16 protein-coding genes are annotated in these 17,809 nt (G+C 71.7%); 12 read left to right on the top strand and 4 right to left on the bottom strand.

Translation table 11 applies throughout. The features are described from left to right. Positions 1–50 precede the first annotated feature (50 nt). From FB470_RS26820 to FB470_RS26805, 4 genes are all read left to right on the top strand, one after another. Complete coding sequence (locus tag FB470_RS26820; RefSeq protein ID WP_306996018.1) at positions 51–401, top strand: DUF3040 domain-containing protein; 351 nt, start codon at positions 51–53, stop codon at positions 399–401. A gap of 107 nt (positions 402–508) precedes the next feature. Continuing rightward, positions 509–1,147 (top strand): acetate uptake transporter, encoded by a 639-nt coding sequence (locus FB470_RS26815; RefSeq protein ID WP_306996016.1) that lies wholly within the window; start codon positions 509–511, stop codon positions 1,145–1,147. 83 nt (positions 1,148–1,230) lie between these two features. Next, positions 1,231–3,345 carry an acetate--CoA ligase gene (gene acs / locus FB470_RS26810; RefSeq protein WP_306996014.1) on the top strand — a complete coding sequence of 705 codons (2,115 nt, stop codon included), beginning with the start codon at positions 1,231–1,233 and terminating at the stop codon, positions 3,343–3,345. 52 nt (positions 3,346–3,397) lie between these two features. Further along, entirely contained in the window at positions 3,398–3,760 is a 363-nt protein-coding gene (locus FB470_RS26805) for a DUF3040 domain-containing protein (RefSeq protein ID WP_306996012.1), read from the top strand. Here FB470_RS26805 and FB470_RS26800 read toward each other — a convergent pair. The 3 genes from FB470_RS26800 to FB470_RS26790 are packed head-to-tail and all read right to left on the bottom strand — an operon-like array spanning position 3,747 to position 7,035. After that, the gene (locus tag FB470_RS26800) at positions 3,747–4,556 is read right to left on the bottom strand and encodes a cyclase family protein (RefSeq protein ID WP_306996011.1); all 810 of its coding nucleotides are present in this window, start codon (positions 4,554–4,556) and stop codon (positions 3,747–3,749) included. The genes FB470_RS26805 and FB470_RS26800 overlap by 14 nt on opposite strands. Further along, entirely contained in the window at positions 4,553–5,830 is a 1,278-nt protein-coding gene (locus FB470_RS26795; protein WP_306996009.1) for an MFS transporter, read from the bottom strand. The genes FB470_RS26800 and FB470_RS26795 overlap by 4 nt, the downstream gene beginning before the upstream one ends. After that, positions 5,827–7,035, bottom strand: coding sequence for a M20 metallopeptidase family protein (locus FB470_RS26790; RefSeq protein WP_306996007.1), 1,209 nt, complete (start codon positions 7,033–7,035; stop codon positions 5,827–5,829). The genes FB470_RS26795 and FB470_RS26790 overlap by 4 nt, the downstream gene beginning before the upstream one ends. 129 nt (positions 7,036–7,164) lie before the next feature. Between FB470_RS26790 and FB470_RS26785 the strand changes: the two genes are divergently transcribed. From FB470_RS26785 to FB470_RS26780, 3 genes are all read left to right on the top strand, one after another. Continuing rightward, on the top strand, positions 7,165–8,154 hold the full coding sequence (locus FB470_RS26785; RefSeq protein WP_306996005.1) for an Lrp/AsnC family transcriptional regulator: 990 nt from the start codon (positions 7,165–7,167) through the stop codon (positions 8,152–8,154). Positions 8,155–8,362: 208 nt separating this feature from the next. Beyond that, positions 8,363–8,461, top strand: coding sequence for a transposase (locus FB470_RS35805; protein ID WP_370876575.1), 99 nt, complete (start codon positions 8,363–8,365; stop codon positions 8,459–8,461). A 317-nt stretch (positions 8,462–8,778) separates the two neighbouring features. Further along, on the top strand, positions 8,779–8,946 hold the full coding sequence (locus tag FB470_RS26780) for a hypothetical protein (RefSeq protein WP_370876574.1): 168 nt from the start codon (positions 8,779–8,781) through the stop codon (positions 8,944–8,946). A gap of 9 nt (positions 8,947–8,955) precedes the next feature. Here FB470_RS26780 and FB470_RS26775 read toward each other — a convergent pair whose 3' ends face one another. Next, positions 8,956–9,879, bottom strand: coding sequence for an Lrp/AsnC family transcriptional regulator (locus tag FB470_RS26775; RefSeq protein ID WP_306999493.1), 924 nt, complete (start codon positions 9,877–9,879; stop codon positions 8,956–8,958). Positions 9,880–10,041: 162 nt separating this feature from the next. Here FB470_RS26775 and FB470_RS26770 point away from each other — a divergent pair, with 162 nt between their 5' ends. The 5 genes from FB470_RS26770 to ilvD all read left to right on the top strand — a co-directional run bounded on the left by FB470_RS26770 (position 10,042) and on the right by ilvD (position 17,801). Beyond that, positions 10,042–11,538 (top strand): peptide MFS transporter, encoded by a 1,497-nt coding sequence (locus tag FB470_RS26770; RefSeq protein WP_306996003.1) that lies wholly within the window; start codon positions 10,042–10,044, stop codon positions 11,536–11,538. Then, a complete protein-coding gene (locus FB470_RS26765) occupies positions 11,535–12,740 on the top strand; it encodes a metal-dependent hydrolase family protein (protein ID WP_306996001.1) in 1,206 nt (401 codons plus the stop codon). Before FB470_RS26770 ends, FB470_RS26765 begins: the two co-directional genes overlap by 4 nt. Positions 12,741–12,839: 99 nt before the next feature. Further along, positions 12,840–14,669 carry a glycoside hydrolase family 15 protein gene (locus FB470_RS26760; RefSeq protein WP_306995999.1) on the top strand — a complete coding sequence of 610 codons (1,830 nt, stop codon included), beginning with the start codon at positions 12,840–12,842 and terminating at the stop codon, positions 14,667–14,669. Beyond that, positions 14,666–16,123: a glucose-6-phosphate dehydrogenase gene (locus tag FB470_RS26755; protein ID WP_306995998.1), complete on the top strand. Its 1,458-nt coding sequence runs from the start codon at positions 14,666–14,668 to the stop codon at positions 16,121–16,123. The genes FB470_RS26760 and FB470_RS26755 overlap by 4 nt, the downstream gene beginning before the upstream one ends. Beyond that, entirely contained in the window at positions 16,062–17,801 is a 1,740-nt protein-coding gene (gene ilvD / locus FB470_RS26750) for a dihydroxy-acid dehydratase (RefSeq protein WP_306995996.1), read from the top strand. The genes FB470_RS26755 and ilvD overlap by 62 nt, the downstream gene beginning before the upstream one ends. The last annotated feature ends 8 nt before the right edge of the window (positions 17,802–17,809 follow it).

Here is a 17,809-nt window from a genome sequence, read left to right as displayed (position 1 = left end):
CGATTTCCCTGCCGTTATCCTGGGCGAGCGGTAGTGAAGGAGAGGCACGGGTGAAGCTGAGCGACGACGAGGAGCGGGCGCTGCGCGAGCTGGAGCGCGCGCTGCAGGCGGCGGACCCGGAGCTCGATCGCCGTCTCGCCCGGATGCGGCCGGGCGGTCCCCCGTCGTTCCTCGCGGTGCTCCTGCTCTCGGCGGGCGTCGCGCTCGCCGTGGTGCTGGTGGCTCTCGGCGACCTGCTCGCCGTCCCCGCGTGCCTGGGCGCCGGGCTGCTACTCACCGCGACCGTACCCACACTGGCCGTCGTGTGGTGGGCGCGCCGCTACTACTGCCGGTACTGCGCGGGGAAATGGCCGGCGCCCGCCCGCGAGTGCCCGCGGTGCGCCCGCCCCACACCCGCTTGACCGATTGCGCGCAGCGGGTGGATATCGCCACACCGGACTAATCTGAGATGTACGTCACACAACGATGGCGTCGGCTTCTAGCCGGTTGTCCGCGAGAAGGAGTTGTGATGGTACATACGGAGAAAGGTGCGGTTGAAGCGCCGGTCACGCCACAGGTCGATCCGGGCGCCCACATCGCCGATCCGGCACCACTGGGCCTGGCCGCGTTCGCGATGACGACCTTCGTGCTCAGCGTGTTCAACGCCAATCTGATCAGCAACACCACCCTGGAAGCCGTGGTGCTGCCGCTCGCCCTCTTCTACGGCGGGCTGGCGCAGTTCCTGGCCGGCATGTGGGAGTTCCGCAAGGGCAACACCTTCGGCGCGCTGGCGTTCACCTCGTTCGGGGCGTTCTGGTTGTCCTTCGCGGCATATGTGAAGTTCGTCGAGCCCGGGCTCGGGGCCAGCGCGGCGACCGCGACCGGGCTGTTCCTGCTGGCGTGGACGATCTTCACCGCCTACATGACGGTGGCCGCGGCGCGCGTGAGCGGCGCCGTGCTGGCCGTCTTCGTGTTCCTGACGCTGACCTTCCTGTTCCTGACGATCGGGGTGTGGGCATCCTCGCCGGCCATGGCGAAGGTGGGTGGCTGGCTCGGCCTGGTGACGGCTGTCCTGGCCTGGTACGCCTCCTTCGCGGGGGTCACCAACTTCACCTGGAAGCGGACCCTGGTGCCGCTGTTCCCGCTGTCATCGGCGCCGCATCGATGAGCGCACGAAGGAGCTTTGGCGCGAATCATCCGCGCTGAAGCCCCTTCCGCCGGTTTTCCAGATCGGCCGGGAGGCTGAGACACATGACCATCGAGGACGAGGTTCCCCTTTCCGAATCACAGATCGCGGTGCACTGGCGGGAGGAAGGCTACTTCTCGCCTTCGCCGAAGTTCATCGGCCAGGCCAACGCCACCGACCCGGCCATCGTCGAGCGTTTCGCCGAGGACCGTTTTCCCGGCTGTTTCGCCGAATACGCCGAGCTGCTCACCTGGGACTCCTACTGGCACACCATTCTGGACACCAGTAATCCGCCGTTCTGGCAGTGGTTCGTGGGTGGCCGGCTCAACGCCTGTTACAACTGCGTGGACCGGCACCTGGCGGCCGACCGCAACAAGGCGGCGTTCATCTGGGTTCCCGAGCCCGAGGACGAGGCGACGGTCGTCATCACCTACCAGGAACTCCACCGGCGGGTCAACGAGTTCGCGGCGCTGCTGCGCGAGGACTGCGGGCTCGAGCCCGGCGACCGGGTCACGTTCCACCTGCCGATGGTGCCGGAGCTGCCGGTGGCGATGCTGGCGTGCGCCCGGCTGGGGGTGATCCACTCGGAGGTCTTCGGCGGGTTCAGCGGCGCCGCGTGCGGCGGCCGGATCGCCGACTCCGGCAGCCGGGTCCTGGTGACGATGGACGCCTACCACCGCAACGGCCAGCTGGTCGACCACAAGGCCAAGGCCGACGAGGCGGTGGCCGAGGCGGCCCGGCAGGGCCAGGAGGTCGACCGGGTCCTGGTGTTCCGCCGCTATCCCGGCCGGTACAGCTCGGCCACGCCGATGGTCGACGGCCGGGACGCCTTCGCCGACGACGTCCTCGCCCGCTACCGCGGCCGGGTGGTGGAGCCCGTGCCGATGCCCGCGGACGCGCCGCTGTTCCTGATGTACACCAGCGGCACCACGGGCAGGCCCAAGGGATGCCAGCACTCCACCGGCGGGTACCTCGCCTACGTGGCCGGGACGTCGAAGTACTACCAGGACATCCACCCGGAGGACACTTACTGGTGCTGCGCCGACATCGGGTGGATCACCGGCCATTCCTACATCGTCTACGGCCCGCTGTCGCTGGGCACGACCAGCGTGCTGTACGAGGGCGCGCCCACCTACCCCGATCCGGGGCGCTGCTGGCGGATCGCCGAGCGGCTGGGTGTGAACATCTTCCACACCGCGCCCACCACGATCCGGATGCTGCGCAAGCTCGGCCCGGACGAGCCCGCCCGGTACGACTACCACTTCAAGCACATGACGACCGTGGGCGAGCCGATCGAGCCCGAGGTCTGGCGCTGGTACCACCGTGTCGTGGGCAAGGGCGAGGCCGCGGTCGTGGACACCTGGTGGCAGACCGAGACCGGTGGCTTCCTCGGCAGCACCCTGCCGGCGTTGCAACCGATGAAACCGGGCAGCTGCGGGCCCGGTGCGCTCGGTATCTTCCCGGTGATCTACGACGAGGAGGGCAACACGGTCGAGGCGGGCACCGGGCGCGCGGGCAACATCTGCATCCGCAACCCGTGGCCGGGTGTGTTCCAGGGAATCTGGGGCCAGCCCGAACGCTTCGTGGACACCTACTACCGGAAGTACTGCCGGAACCCGCAGAGCAAGGACTGGCACGACTGGCCGTACTTCGCCGGTGACGGGGCGGTGCAGGCCGACGACGGCTACTTCCGGATCCTCGGCCGCGTCGACGACGTGATCAACGTCGCCGGGCACCGGCTGGGCACCAAGGAGCTGGAATCGGCGTGCCTGACGGTCGACGAGGTCGCCGAGGCCGCGGCGGTCCCGGTGGTCGACGAGGAGCGGGGACGCGCGGTCGAGATGTACGTGTCCCTCAAACCCGGTCGCCAGGCCAGCACCGAGATCGAGAACAAGGTGTCGGTGGCCATCGACCGGGAGATCGGCAAGATCGCCCGGCCGAAGCACGTGTGGATCGTGTCCGACATGCCCAAGACGAGGTCCGGGAAGATCATGCGGCGGGTCATCGCCGGGATCTCCAACTTCGCCGACGTCGGGGACGTGTCCACGCTCGCGAACCCGGAGGTCGTCGACGACATCCGGCATCGCATCCAGCGCGCGAAACTCGACCACGGAGAGGCGCCGCGCGAGCTCACCCCCCAGGAGGAAGAAGAGATCAAGTCCTTCGGGACCGCCGGCTGAGTCGGGGCGGCCCGCGCCGACGTGGCCGGCGCAGGCCGCCGAGGGAGCAGTCATGACCTTGTCGTCCCAGCAGCGTCGAGCACTCGCCGCGATCGAGTGGGACCTGTCGGCCGAGCCGGGGTTGGCGACGCTGGCCGGGCTCTTCGCCGAATCACCGCGCGGCCCGTCGTCCTGGCCCGAGCCGCGAACCGGCACCGCCCCGGCACGGCGGAGCCGGTTCGTGAGGTGGCCGGCCGGGACGGCGGCCGCGCTGGGACTCGCCGACGCCGTCGTGGCGGGCCTGGCCGGCCTGACCACGCTGGTCTCGATCGGGGTCGTCGTGGTGATCAGCGCGGTCGCGGTCATCGTCGCGGACCTGCTGTGCCCGGACCGGTCCGCGGCCCCGCCGATGCCGGACCCGTTCAGCCGGGGGTGACCCGGTCCGGCGGGCCCTCCACCAACGCCAGCGGGCGGATCGGCGCCCCGGTCGCTCCGACGATCGGCAGGGGCGCGCCGACGAAGACGAACTCGCCCGCGCCGGCCTGGGCCAGCGGCTCGAGGTTCATCACCTCGATCAGGTTGATCCCGTTGTCCTGCAGGAGGATCCGGTGCACGGGCAGGCTCGCCAGGCCGGATCCGGCCGGAACGTGCTCCAGCGCGATCGTGTCGGCGCCGACCGCGCGGACACCGGCGGCGGCCAGGTGCTGCGCGCCGTCGGCCGTGAGACCCGGCACGCCGCTGTCCGTGCCCAGGTAGGCGTCGCGGTCGTGCCACAGCTGAGCCCATCCGGTCCGGATGAGCACGACGTCGCCCGGGCGGACGTCGGCGTTTCGCAGGTCCTCGGCGGTGACGGGCTCCCCCGCCGGCAGCCGGCCGACGCCGCGCAGCGCGGGAACGTCGACGAGCACGCCCCGGCACACCATCGGCGCCACCTCGTCGATCCCGTGACTGGCGTAGCGGCCGTTCTCCACCGTGACCGGCGCTCCCCCGTGGAAGCGGCCGTCCACCGCGACGTGCGACAGCGCGTCCATGTGGGTGCCGACGTGACCGCCGAACACGATCAGCTCGTGCGACCCGGTCATCCCGTCCGGCCTGGCCGCGTCCCCGTGACGGCGGGTCAGCGCCAGGTGGAACCCCGGGTGCGTGGGTGAGCAGGGCATGCCCTCCCGCAGCGGCTGCGCGAGGTCGATGATCCGGGCGGCGGCGAGCGCGCCGAGGAGGGAGTCGCTCACGTGAGGTCCTTTCCGCGGGTCTCCGGCATCCTGGCGATCACCACGGCGGACACGAGCAGCAGGACCACCACGTAGCCGGTGTAGGACGACTGCCCCAGGCTGGCGCCGATCCAGGTCTGCAGGTACGGGGCCGTTCCGCCGAAGATCGCCACCGCCACCGAGTACGGTACGGCCAGCCCGACGGCCCGGATGCGGGTGGGGAACATCTCCGCGTACACCGCAGGCAGGATCGACACCCCCGCGGAGATGAACACCGCGGCGATGGTCATGCCCGCGAAGAGCTGCCACGCGTTGTCCCGCACGAGAAACTGCACCGGGTAGAGCACGACCGCACCGCCGATCGTGGAAATCAGCAGGACGGGCTTGCGCCCGATCCGGTCGGACAGCCTGCCCCAGAACGGCATCACGGCCATCAGGACCACGCTCGAGGCCACTCCGGCCCACAACGCGCCGGACGAGGACAGGTGCAGGGAGCTGATGGCGTAGGCCGGCGCGGCCACGACCCACGAGTAGTAGACGACCGTGAAGCCGACGGACAGGCCGATCACGCGCAGCGCCTCCGTGCGGTGCCGCACGAGCTCGGGCCACAACGGGGACCGGTCGCGGCCGGCCTTCGCGAAGGTCTCCGTCTCGGACATCTTCCGTCGCATGTAGACGGCCACCAGACCGAACACGCCGCCGAGCAGGAACGGGATCCGCCAGCCGAACGCGTGCATCTGGGCGGCGGACAGGGTGAGGGTCAGGACCAGGCCGAGCAGCACCCCCACGGTGTTGCCGAAGACGCTGGCGATGTAGATCAGGCTGGACCAGGCGCCGCGTTTGCCCGCGGGCGCGATTTCCGAGAGGTAGGTCTGGGCCGACGGGAGCTCGCCCCCGCAGGCGAGTCCCTGCACGACGCGGGCCACCAGCAGGATCAGCGAAGCCCACGCACCGACGCCGGCGTAGGTCGGCGAGACGCCGATGGCGAAGCTGGCCACGGCGATGGTCGCCACGGTCGCCGACATGGCGGTCTTGCGCCCGATGCGGTCCGCCAGCCAGCCGAACACGAAGCCGCCGAGCGGCCGCGCGACGAACCCCACGGCGAAGACGGCGAGGCTCGACAGCACGGCCGAAAGCTGGTTTCCCTGGTGGAAGAACTGGGTGGCGAAGAACGGCACGAAGATCGCGTAGATGCCCCAGTCGTACCACTCCAGGGCGTGGCCCAGCGCGGTGCCGACGAGCTGCGGCGTGCGCCGGGTGGTCCGGGTGGTGCTGGGCTGGGCGGTGTGGGTCATCGGCGGCCTTTCCGGGAGGTGAGGTGGAGCCGGCGGCGGGCCAGCTCGGTGAACAGGGCAGCACCGTCGGGCAGGACGGAGTCGTCGAAGACGGCGCGGGGGCTGTGGTTGAAGGGCGCCTTGTCCGGATCCGCGCCGGGCGGGAGCGCCCCCAGCGCGAGGAAGCACCCGGGCACCTCCTCCAGGACGCGGGAGAAGTCCTCGGCGCCGGTGAACGGGTTGGCCAGCGGGGCGTACCGGTCGTCGCCGAACGTTTCGGTGATCACGTCGCGGGCGAACGCGGTCTCGCCGGGGTCGTTCAGCGTGGGCGGGCGGCCCTCGGCGTAGTCCGCCTCGACGTCCAGGCCATGCGCCTGCGCGATGCCGGACACCACCCGCAGGGCCACCTCCCGCATCCGCCGCCCCGACGCGGATGAGAAGGTGCGGATGGTGGCCTCGAACGTCGCGGTGGCGGGGATGACGTTGCTGCGCGTGCCCGCCCGCAGGACCCCGATCGTCAGGACGACCGGGTCGAACACGTCGAACTGGCGGGTGACGGCGGTCTGCAGGGCGGTGACCATTTCCGCGAGGACGGGAACCGGGTCCTTGGCCTGGTGCGGGGTGGACCCGTGGCCGCCCTCGCCGCGGACGGTGACGCGCAGCGTCGCGGATGCCGCGAGCGCCACGCCGGGACGGCTCGAGAACCGGCCCGCCGGCCCGAGGGTGGAGAACACGTGCACCGCGTAGGCGGCGTCGGGACGCCGGCCCGCCGCGTCCAGGACGCCTTCGCGGATCATCGTCCGCGCGCCTTCCCAGCCTTCCTCCCCCGGCTGGAACATGAACACCACGTCGCCGTCGAGTTCGTCGCGCCGCGCGGCGAGGAGGTGGGCCGCGCCGACGAGCATGGCGGTGTGCAGGTCGTGTCCGCATCCGTGCATCGCGCCGTCGATCCGGGACGCGAAGTCCAGGCCGGTCTCCTCCTGGACGGGCAGCGCGTCCATGTCGGCCCGCAGGAGCACCACGCCGGGGCCCCGCCCGCGCAGCACCGCGGTGACCGACGTGCAGTCCCGTCCGGTGGTGATGTCCAGCGGCAGGCCGTCGAGCGCGCTCAGCACCCGCTCCTGGGTGCGCGGCAGGTGCAAGCCGATCTCGGGCTCCTGGTGCAATGCGCGCCGGAGGCGGACGAGGTCGTCCGCCATCTCCCGCGCCTGCGCGACCAGCGACATCCTGGGGTTCCTCCTCATCGGGGCGAACGTGTCCGCGTAGTGTGCTGGTCGTAACGATCAACCGGGCCCGATGGCCCGGATTCGTGCACAAGATGGCTTGTGGAGAGGGTTTCCGTGCATTCTCCGGTGGTGACCGAGCTCGACCTCGAGCTGCTGCACGGTCTGCAGATCGCGCCGCGGATCAGCTGGGCCGAGGCGGCCCGGATACTGGGCTCGACGCCGGCGACGCTCGCCGCCCGGTGGGCCCGCCTGCGACGGGAGGGACTGGCCTGGGTCACCGCCCACCGGGGTGGCGGCTACCCGCCTCCCGTCCTGGCGCTGGTGGAGGTGGACTGCCTTCCCGGTGCCCGTGCCGAGGTGGTCCGGGCGATGTGCGCCGATCGCCGGGCGGTCACCGTGGAGGAGTCCACGCGGGGCCGTGACCTGCTCGTCACGACCCTCACCCGCGACCTGGACGGCCTGACGGAGTTTGTGCTCGACGACCTGGGCTCGCTGCCCGGGGTGGAGCGGCAGCGGACCTCGGTGATCACCACGCTGCACCGTCACGGCGGGGACTGGCGGCTGGGCGCGCTCGACCGGTGGCAGGAGGCGGCGTTCGAAGCCGCGGCCAAGGCGATGCGGCCGGCGCGCGGGGTGACGCCCCCGGACGACGCCGGCCCGCTGCTCGAGGTGCTGGCCACCGACGGGCGCGCGACCGCCGCGGACTGCGCCCGGGCGACGGGGCGCAATCCGGCCACGGTGCGCCGGCAGCTGGCCCGGCTGCTGGCGTCGGGAACGCTGTCGTTCCGGTGCGAGGTGACGCAGCCGGTGTCCGGCCACCCGATCAGCAGCACCTGGCTGGTGGCCGTCTCCCCCGCCGACCAGGAGCGCACCGTGGCGGCGCTGGCGACGCTCTCGGAGCTGCGCATGTGCGCCTCGATCACCGGCGACGCGACGATCGCGTTCACCGTGTGGACGAGTTCGCTGGCGGACATCACCCGGCTGGAGCGGCTGATCGGCGAGCGCCTGCCGTGGCTCTCGGTCCGCGACAGCGGGATCAACCTGCGCACGCGGAAACGCATGGGCTGGCTGCTGGACCCGGCGGGCCGCGCGACCGGCGAGGTGATCCCGCCGGTGTGACGCCGGCGGGTTGCACCCACGGCCGGGGCGGGCGCGCCCCCGTCCTGCCGCCAGCGGTACGAGGCCACGGCGATGGTGGCGCCGGGAGGCTGGTGGCTGGTTCCCGGCGCGGATGTGTCGGCCGCACTTCCGGTCCTGCCGCGAGGGCGCGTCCTCAAAGTGGATTCGGTTGTGCTGTTTTGATCTTGGTTGTGGTGCGTCGGCATGAGTGAGGGGCCGTCCGCGGGTTGATGACCGCCGGGTCCTCAACGGGATGTTGTTCAAGGGCAGGACGGGGGTGGCGTGGCGGGACCTGCCCGAGCGTTAGGGGCCGTGGAAGACGGTCAATCACCGGTTCTGGCGCTGGTCACGCAACGGCACCTTGAGCATGCTGGTGTCGACGGTGCGGGTGGTCGCCGACGCGATCGACGAGCTCGACCGTGAGGTGCCGATCGATTCCAGCGTCGTGCGTGCCCACCAGCACGCCGCTGGTGCTCGCCGGACGAGCCGTCCACACACAGGGGCGAGCGGATCCTCCGGCGGGCACAGCGAGCCAGGTGATCATGCCCTCGGTCGTTCGCGCGGGGGACCGACCACCACAATCCACCGTGCCTGTGTGACGGCAACGGCCGGCCCCTGCCGGCCGTGCTGACCGGCGGGAACATCAACGACTGCACCATGGTCAGCCGCAACGTGGTCGAACGCTGCTTCAACCGCCTCAAACAGTCCCGCGCAATCGCCACCCGCTTCGACAAAACCGCCACCTCACACCACGGCATGATCGACCTGGCCACCCTGCTCAACTGGCCTTGAGGACAAGCCCTAGCGGGAGGGCGGGAGCGCCCGGTCGTTCTCCTCCTTGATGGCCCGCAGGTGGGCCCACGACTCGACCGTGCGGACACCGGGAAGCCCGCGCAGCTGCTCCAATGTGGAGAGTGCCTCGTCGAGGGAAGGGGCCCGCACGGTGCCGATCCCGTTGCACCAGCCGATTCCGGTGGCGAAGGAGTCGACGGCGTCGAGTGCGACGACCTTCTGCGCGACCGGTTCGGTGTCGGCGGCCAGGTGGAGCGCGAAGCCCAGCGTGGAGGTGCGGCTCAACGGGTTCAGCCGCACCAGTGCGCCGACGTGCACGACACCCGCGTCGAGCAGGCGCAGCACCCGCGCGCGCGTAGCGCCCGAGGACAGCCCGCTCACGCTCGCCAGCTCCGCGAACGACGCGCGCCCGTCCACGCGCAGGTGCGCGAGGAGCGCGTGATCGGCCGCGTCGAGTTCCAGCTCGCCCAGTGGCCCCGGGCTCTCCAGGGGGCCGGGCGGGAAGTAGGGGTCCTTCCAGATCCGCAGGTAGGTCATCGCCTGCACGGCCCGGACACCGGGCACGGCCTGGACCCGCGCGAGCCCCCGCGCGAACGCGTCCTGCCCGCCGGTGCGCAGCTCGGCCGTCACCGCGAACCGGCCGGCCGTCGTGGTGACGAACGAGACCTCGTCCAGGCCCGCCACCGCGTCGGCGACCGGGCCCGCCGGCCCACTGGTCTCGATGGTGACGTGGCCCAGCTGGCGCAGACCGAACACCGCGGGGTGGATCGCCCCGACGAGCCGGATCCCGCCGTCGCCGAGCAGGCGCTGCACCCGCGCCTTGGTGCTGGACCGGGCGAGACCGACGAGCCGCGCCAGTGTCTCGTACGACGCCCGGCCATCCTGCTGCAGCGCGCGGACCAGCCGCTCGTCGATCTCGTCGAGGTTCGCCATCACGAGACGCAGCCTAGCGCGACCGCCGAATAGTTAGTGAGTTCCGAAATTGAGAGACATATCAGCGGCATGTTTGCTATTGCACCGCCGAATCATCTCTTGATCTCCCTCATCGCCAGCTGTATCGTCTGCGCCCACCAACAGAATCACTCGGAGGTGCCGGTGAGCAGGGCCCCGGATCGTGCGTTCTTCGGCCAGCCACGCGGGCTGGTCGGGCTGTTCTTCGCCGAGGCGTGGGAACGGTTCTCCTACTACGGCATGCGGGCTCTGCTGCTGTACTACATGACCGACCAGCTGCTCGACGGCGGGCTCGGGATCGGCTCCGGGACGGCGAAATCCCTGATCGCGGTCTACGGCTCGGCCACGTACATGGCGGCGATCCTGGGCGGCTGGATCAGCGACCGGCTGCTGGGGAACCGCCGCGCGACGCTGCTCGGCGGCGTGCTGATCATGTGCGGGCACATCTGCCTGGCCATCCCCGCCGGCGCGGGCGCGCTGTTCGCGTCGATGGTGCTGATCGCGGGCGGCACCGGCCTGCTCAAGCCCACGATCTCCGCGTCGGTCGGCGACCTCTACGCCAAGGACGACCCGCGCCGGGACTCCGGGTTCAGCATCTACTACATGGGCATCAGCGTCGGCGCGGTCGCCGCCCCGCTGGTGGTCGGCACCATCGGCCAGAGCTACAACTACCACCTCGGGTTCAGCCTCGCCGCGGCCGGCATGGCGATCGGGCTGGTCGTCTACGTGTGCACGTGGCGGCATCTCGGCCCGGCGAGCAGCACGCCCAAGAACCCGCTGCGGTTCAGCGAAGTCCGGCGCTCCCGGTTGTTCGCGGTCGTCACCGCGGTGGTCGTGCTCGCTGCCCTGGTCGCCACGGCGGTCGGCACCGGGTGGCTCGACGCGGGCGGGATCGTCAACGCCGTCAGCGTGCTCGCGATCGCCCTGCCGGTCGGGTACTTCACGGTGATGCTGCGCAGTTCCCGCACGACGCCGGTCGAGCGGGCCCGGGTGCGCGGCTACATCCCGATGTTCGCCGCCGCCGTGTGCTTCTGGTGCATCCAGGAGCAGGGGGCCACGGTGATCGCGCAGTACGCGGACGAGAGCACCGACCTCACCGCGTTCGGCTTCGGGATTCCCGCGTCCTGGTTCCAGTCGGTCGGCTCGGTCGTGCTGATCGTGCTGACACCGTTGTTCGCGGCGCTGTGGCTGCGCCTGGACTCCTCGCCGCGTTCACCGTCGACCGCGCACAAGTTCGCCGCCGGGCTGGTCATCGCGGGCCTGTCCTACCTGCTGCTGGTGATCCCCGGGCTGCATCCCGGCAACAGCAGTCCGCTGTGGCTGGTGGGCAGCCTCGCGATCGTGACGATCGGCGAGATGTGCCTGTCGCCGATCGGGTTGTCGGCGACGGCGAAGCTCGCGCCCGCCGCGTTCGCCACCCAGACGATGGGGCTGTGGTTGTCGTCCAACGCCGCCGGGCAAGGCATCGGCGCGCAGCTGGTGAAGTTCTACGACGCCGGTTCGGCGGCCGCGTACTTCGGCCTGCTCGGCGCCGCGGCGGTCGTGCTCGGCCTGGTGCTGTTCGGGTTCGCGCCGGTGATCCGCCGCCGCGCCGAACGCCCCGCCGAAGCCGCCCGCCAGGAACTGGAGACCGCACGATGAAGCGCACCGTCTTCCGCGGCGGCACCCTGTTCGACGCGGCCTCCCGCACCGCCGATTCCGCCGACGTGGCCGTCGAGGACGGCTGGATCGTCGAAGTCGGAACCGGGCTCGACGGCGACGAGGAGGTCGACTGCACCGGGCGCGGTGTCCTGCCGGGCCTGTTCGACTGCCACGTGCACCTGACCATGACCGGCTCGGACGTGTTCGACGCCGCGCAGCAGCCGTTTTCGCTGCAGTTCTACGAAGGCGCCCGGAACATGGCCGCCACACTGGCCGCGGGCATCACCACGGTGCGCGACGCCGCGGGCGCGGACCTCGGCATGAAGGTCGCGCGGGACCGCGGCCTGATCCCGGGGCCGCGCATGCAGATCTCGCTGAACATGCTCAGCCAGACCGGCGGCCACGGCGACCCGTGGTGGCCCTCGACGTGCGTGGTGGACCTGCTCCCGCCGCACCCGGGCCGCCCGCCGGTCGTGGTCGACGGCCCGGAGGAGATCCGGCGCAAGATCCGCGAACTGGTCCGCGCGGGCGCCGACGTCATCAAGGTCGCCACGAGCGGCGGCGTCGTCTCCAGCGGCGCCGGACCGCGGATCCCGCACTTCCGCGACGACGAGATCGGCATGATGGTCAGCGAGGCGTCCGCGGCGGGCCTGCACGTGATGGCCCACGCCCACGGCGAGGGCGCGAAAGCCGCCGTGCGCAACGGGGTCCGCTCCATCGAGCACGGCCACTTCCTCGACGACGAGACGCTGGAGATGATGGCCGCCCGCGGCACCTGGCTGGTACCGACGCTCAGCGCGGGTGTGGGCCTGCGGCAGGCCGTCGAGTCCGGTGCCCGGTACCCCGAGCACATCGCCGAGAAGATCAGGGAACGCACCGAGGGCAGCGTCCGGCGCGCGGTCGAGGCCGGGGTGCGGATCGCGATGGGCACCGACGCGCCGCTGTACCCGCACGGGGAGAACCTGCTGGAGCTGGAGCTGCTCGTCGAACAGGGCATGACCCCCGGCGATGCGCTGCACGCCGCGACGCTGTCCGCGGCCGAGCTGATGGGGCTGGAGGCGACCCTGGGCTCGCTGACGCCCGGAAAACGCGCGGATCTCGTCGTGGTCGACGGCGACCCGCTGGACGTGCGGGACCTGGGCAAGCGCGTGCTCGCGGTGTACCAGGACGGCCGGGCGGTGCACGTGGCCGACCAGGACTGAGCCCGCCGACCCCTCACCCAGCACGGGTGATGCGGTGCCCGTCCTGCGCCTGTTAAGCCGGATGGCAGGGATGTGGCACTGTCCGGCAAGGGGGTCGCCATGCTCGAGCCAGACCCTCCGTTCCGGCCGGTCCGGGACCGCGACGGCTACCCGCCGCTGGAGGATCTCGGGCTGATCGGCGACGGATCGACCGTCGCGCTGGCCGGCGTGGACGGCAGCATCTGCTGGCTGTGCCTGCCGCGCTTCGATTCCGAACCGCTGTTGTGCGGCTTGCTGGACCGCGATCGTGGTGGCCGGTTCCGCATCGCGCCGGAGGGCCTGACCGAGGCGCGGCAGCGCTACGAGCCCGACACCGGGGTGCTGGTCACCGAGATGCGCAGCGCCACCGGCACGGTCCGCGTGACCGACGCGCTGGCGCTGCGGCCGGGTGCCGACCTGACCGACGACATCCCCGCGGGACGGGGCGAGCTGGTCCGGTCGGTGCTCGTCCTGCACGGCAGCGTCCGGCTGCGGGTGGAACTGGAACCCCGGGGCGGCGCCCAGGCGCGCGCGGCCGCCAGCGGCCTGCTGGTCATGCCCGCGAGGCGGCCGGACCTGCGGCTGCACCTGCGCTCCAGCCGCCCGCTGAACGACCTGCGCGGCACGTACGACCTGGAGCAGGGCGACTCGATGGACCTGGTGCTGTCCTGGGGCCGCATCCACCGCCACCACCGGTTCGACGCCGACGCGATGCTGCGGGCCACCGCGGCGGCGTGGCGCCGGTGGATGACCCGGTTCAGCTACGACGGCCCGGCCGAGCCGCTGGTCCGGCGCGCCGCGATCACCCTGAAGCTGTGCGACCACTGGGTCAACGGATCGATCGTCGCCGCGCCGACGTCGTCGTTGCCGGCGCCGGTCGGCGGGGTGCGCAACTGGGACTACCGCTACACCTGGATCCGGGACGCCTCCTTCACCGTGTTCGCCATGCGGCGGATCGGGTTCGCCGACGAGGCCGACGCGTTCCTGGGCTGGGTCCTGGACGCGTTCGAGCAGAGCCGGCAGCCGCGGATCATGTACGACCTCGACGGCGGGCCGGTCCCGGACGAGTGGGTGGACGCCGGCCTCGAAGGCTACCGGCGCTCGGCTCCGGTGCGGTGGGGCAACGGGGCGGCCGATCAGCGCCAGCACGACGTCTACGGCGAGGTCCTGGACTGCGCCGACCAGTGGTCCCGCGCCGGCAACCACCTCGAGCGACCGCTGTGGTCGGCGCTGGCCGGCCTGGCCGAAGCGGCCGGTGAGGCCTGGCGCCAGCCCGACCAGGGCATCTGGGAGGTGCGCAGCGAAGGCCGGGTCTTCACCTACTCGGCGGCGATGTGCCAGGTGGCGCTGGACCGGGCCGCGGCCATCGGCGCGCGGATGGGGCTGTCCGGGCCGGTCCCGGCCTGGCGCGCCGCCGCGGGCAAGCTGCGGCAGATCATCCTGGACGAGTCCTGGAACGAGGAATCCCGCACGCTGAGCGAGCACCTCGACGGCGGCGGCAGCGTGGACGCCAGCCTGCTGGCCCTCCCGCTGCGGCGGGTCGTTCCCGCCGACCACCCGCGCATGGTGGCCACCGCCACGGCCGTGGCCGAGCGGTTGTCGGCCGGCGGTGGCCTGCTCTACCGCTACCTGCACGACGACTCCCCCGACGGCATCGCCGGCGGTGAGGGCGCGTTCCTGCTGTGCAGCTTCTGGCTGGCCGACAACCTGGCGCTGCAGGGCCGGCTCGACGAGGCGGAGGAGCTGTACACCTCGCTGTGCGACCGGGCCAGCCCGCTCGGCCTGCTGCCGGAGCAGATCGACCCGTCGACGGGCGAGTTCACCGGGAACTTCCCGCAGGCTTTCAGCCACATCGGGGTGATCGCCGGCGGCGTGACGCTCGCCCGGGCCAGGGCGGGTGCGGCGCGATGATCGAGCGACTCGTGATCTTCGGTGCGACCGGGGACCTCACCGCCCGCTACCTGTTGCCCGGGCTGGCCGCGCTGCGGGCCGCCGGGCGCCTCGGCGACAGCTTCCGGCTGACCGGCGCCGGCCGGCAGGACTGGGACACCGGCGAGTTCCGGGAGTGGGCCACCGCCCAGCTCGACCGGCACGGCACGGCCCTGCCCGCCTCCGCCGGCAGGGCCGTCGTGGCCTCGGCGGCCTACCACCAGGCCGACGTCACCGACCCCGCCGACGTGGCGGCCGTCGTCGCCGGTGACGGGCCGGTCGCGGCGTACCTGGCCCTGCCCCCGGCGGTCTTCCCCGCGGCGGTCTCCGCGCTGCACGAGGCGGACCTGCCGCCCGGCAGCCGGATCGTGCTGGAGAAGCCGTTCGGCGAGGACCTGGACAGCGCGCTGGAACTCAACCGCCTGCTCGCCGACCTCGTGCCCGAGCAGGCGGTGTTCCGCGTCGACCACTTCCTGGCCATGACGACCGTCCAGAACGTGCTCGGCACCCGGCTGGCCAACCGCATGCTGGAGCCGGTCTGGAACGCCGCCCACATCGCCGAGGTGGACATCGTGTGGGACGAGTCGCTGGCGCTGGAGGGCCGGGCGGGCTACTACGACCGGGCTGGGGCGCTCAAGGACATGGTGCAGAACCACCTGCTGCAACTGCTCTGCCTGGTCGCCATGGAACCGCCGATCAGCCTGGGCGAACGCGACCTGCGCGACCGCAAGCTCGACGTCCTGCGCTCGGTGCGGCCGCTCACCGGCGCCGACGTCGCGCGCCGCACCCGCCGCGCCCGCTACACCGCCGGGCGGCTCGGCGGCCGCGACGTCCCCGCCTACACCGGCGAGTCCGGAGTGGACCCCGCGCGCGGCACCGAGACCTTCGCCGAGGTGGAGCTCGAACTGGACAACTGGCGCTGGGCGGGCACGCGCTTCCGGCTCCGCACCGGCAAAGCGCTGAGGCGGGACCGCAAGGAGGTCGCGGTGCACTTCCGGGGTGTCCCCCACCTGCCCCTGGGCCTGAGCGGGGAGGCCCGGCCCAACGTCCTGCGGTTCGGGCTCGACCCGGAAACCCTGTCCCTGGACCTGACCGGCATCGGGGCCAGTGCCCACACCCTCGCCCCGCTGATGCTCACCGCCCGGATCGACCCGCCCGAGCTGCCCGCCTACGCCCGGCTGCTGCTGGACGTCCTGGACGGGAACGCGACCCTGTCCATCCGTGGTGACGAAGCCGAAGAAGCCTGGCGCGTCCTCACCCCCGTGCTCTCGGCGTGGTCGGCCGGCCTCGTCCCGCTCGAGGAGTACCCCGCCGGCTCGGACGGGCCGCGGGAGCGAACCAGCCAGCCGACGCCCACCAGGGAGGGCAGGACCGATGGAACACGATCGACCGCTGCTGCGGAGCCAGCGGCTGCGCCTGGTCAACCACCAGGGTGACGCGCTCCGCCTCGGCATGAACTGGACCGAGGAGGACCTGGGCAAGCCGCAGGTGCTGGTGGACAGCGCCTACGGGATGGGCCACCCGGGCACCTTCCACTTCCGGGAGCTCATCGAAGAGGTCAGCAACGGTGTCTTCGAAGCCGGCGGGAAACCGGGCGTCTTCGCCGTCAGCGACATCTGCGACGGCGTCGTCCAGGCCACCGACGGCATGAGCTACTCGCTCATCTCGCGCGACATCATGGCCGCGATGATCGAGATCCACGCCCTGGGACATCCCCACGACGGCATGGTCCTGATCTCCGGCAACGACAAGTCGGTGCCCGCCCACCTGCTCGCGATCGCCCGGTGCGACCTGCCGGCCATCCACCTGCCCGGGGGCACCCAGCTCAACGCCCCCGGCTACGTGACCTCCAACAAGATGTGGGAGATGGGGGCGGCCGTCGAGCGGGGCGAGCTCCCCCGGGCCGAGCTCGAGAGCGCGCAGCGCGGCGCGTGCCCGACGTGCGGGGCGTGCCAGTTCATGGGCAGCGCCAGCACCGGGCAGGTGCTGGCCGAGGCGCTCGGCCTGGCCCTGCCCGGGTCCGCGCTCGTGCCGGCACCGCTGACCAAGCTGCTGCGCTACGCCCGCGCGACCGGCAAGCAGCTCGTCACCATGATCCACCAGAACCTGACGCCACGGCGCATCCTGACGCGGGAGGCGTTCGAGAACGCCATCATCCTGCACGCCGCCGTCGGCGGATCGACCAACGCCCTGCTGCACCTCCCGCCGATCGCCAAGGAAGCCGGCGTCGAGATCACCATCGACGACTTCGACCGCATCCACCGGCGGGTCCCGGTGCTCGCCAACGTCAAGACCACCGGCCGCTACCCGGTCGAGTACTTCTGGTACGCCGGCGGCGTGCCCGCGGTCATGCTCGAGCTCCGCGAGATGCTGCACCTCGGCTGTCTCACCGTGACCGGCAAGACGCTCGGCGAGAACCTCGAGGACATCGAGCGCGATCCGTTCTTCTTCACCGAACGCCGCGGTTACCTCAACAACGTCAAGGTCGCCCGGGACGAGATCATCCGCCCGCGGTCCGACCCGTTCAGCGCCGACGGCGGGGTCGCCGTGCTGTACGGCAACCTCGCGCCCGGCGGCGCGATGATCAAGACCTTCTCGGTACCCGCGGAGATGCACGTCCACATCGGACCCGCGCGGGTCTTCGACTTCGAGGAGGAAGCGGTCCACGCCCTGGTCCAGCGCCAGATCTCACCGGGAGACGTCCTCGTCATCCGCTACGAGGGACCACGCGCGAACGGCATGCCGGAGATGTACTACGCGGCGGCCATCCTCTCCGCCGATCGTGTCCTGAACACCACCACCGCGATCGTCACCGACGGCCGCTACTCCGGCGCGATGCGCGGACCGTGCATCGGGCACGTCGCGCCCGAGGCGCTGGAGGGCGGGCCCATCGCGCTGATCGAGGACGACGACCTCATCGAGATCAACGCGCCGCAGCGGCGACTGGCGATCGTCGGGATCAAGGGCGAGCGCCGTCCCCCGGACGAGATCGAGACGGTCCTCGCCGAGCGGCGCGGCATCTGGAAGGCGCCGCAGCCGCGCCACAGCCGCGGAATCCTCTCGTTGTACTCGCGTGTCGCCGGCGGCACCGCCGAAGGCGCCTCGATCACCTAGGACCGGAC

The organism is Amycolatopsis thermophila (genome assembly GCF_030814215.1).
GTDB classification, from domain to species: Bacteria; Actinomycetota; Actinomycetes; order Mycobacteriales; family Pseudonocardiaceae; genus Amycolatopsis_E; species Amycolatopsis_E thermophila.
This window is presented reverse-complemented; position numbering and strand designations above follow the sequence as displayed.

What these genes read in the sequence shown, in the direction of transcription:
- FB470_RS26815 (WP_306996016.1), top strand. Translation starts at nt 509, where the DNA reads ATGGTACATACGGAGAAAGGTGCGGTTGAAGCGCCGGTCACGCCACAG.
- acs (WP_306996014.1), top strand. Translation starts at nt 1,231, where the DNA reads ATGACCATCGAGGACGAGGTTCCCCTTTCCGAATCACAGATCGCGGTG.
- FB470_RS26805 (WP_306996012.1), top strand. Translation starts at nt 3,398, where the DNA reads ATGACCTTGTCGTCCCAGCAGCGTCGAGCACTCGCCGCGATCGAGTGG.
- FB470_RS26795 (WP_306996009.1), bottom strand. Translation starts at nt 5,830, where the DNA reads ATGACCCACACCGCCCAGCCCAGCACCACCCGGACCACCCGGCGCACG.
- FB470_RS26790 (WP_306996007.1), bottom strand. Translation starts at nt 7,035, where the DNA reads ATGTCGCTGGTCGCGCAGGCGCGGGAGATGGCGGACGACCTCGTCCGC.
- FB470_RS26775 (WP_306999493.1), bottom strand. Translation starts at nt 9,879, where the DNA reads ATGGCGAACCTCGACGAGATCGACGAGCGGCTGGTCCGCGCGCTGCAG.
- FB470_RS26765 (WP_306996001.1), top strand. Translation starts at nt 11,535, where the DNA reads ATGAAGCGCACCGTCTTCCGCGGCGGCACCCTGTTCGACGCGGCCTCC.
- FB470_RS26760 (WP_306995999.1), top strand. Translation starts at nt 12,840, where the DNA reads ATGCTCGAGCCAGACCCTCCGTTCCGGCCGGTCCGGGACCGCGACGGC.
- FB470_RS26755 (WP_306995998.1), top strand. Translation starts at nt 14,666, where the DNA reads ATGATCGAGCGACTCGTGATCTTCGGTGCGACCGGGGACCTCACCGCC.
- ilvD (WP_306995996.1), top strand. Translation starts at nt 16,062, where the DNA reads ATGGAACACGATCGACCGCTGCTGCGGAGCCAGCGGCTGCGCCTGGTC.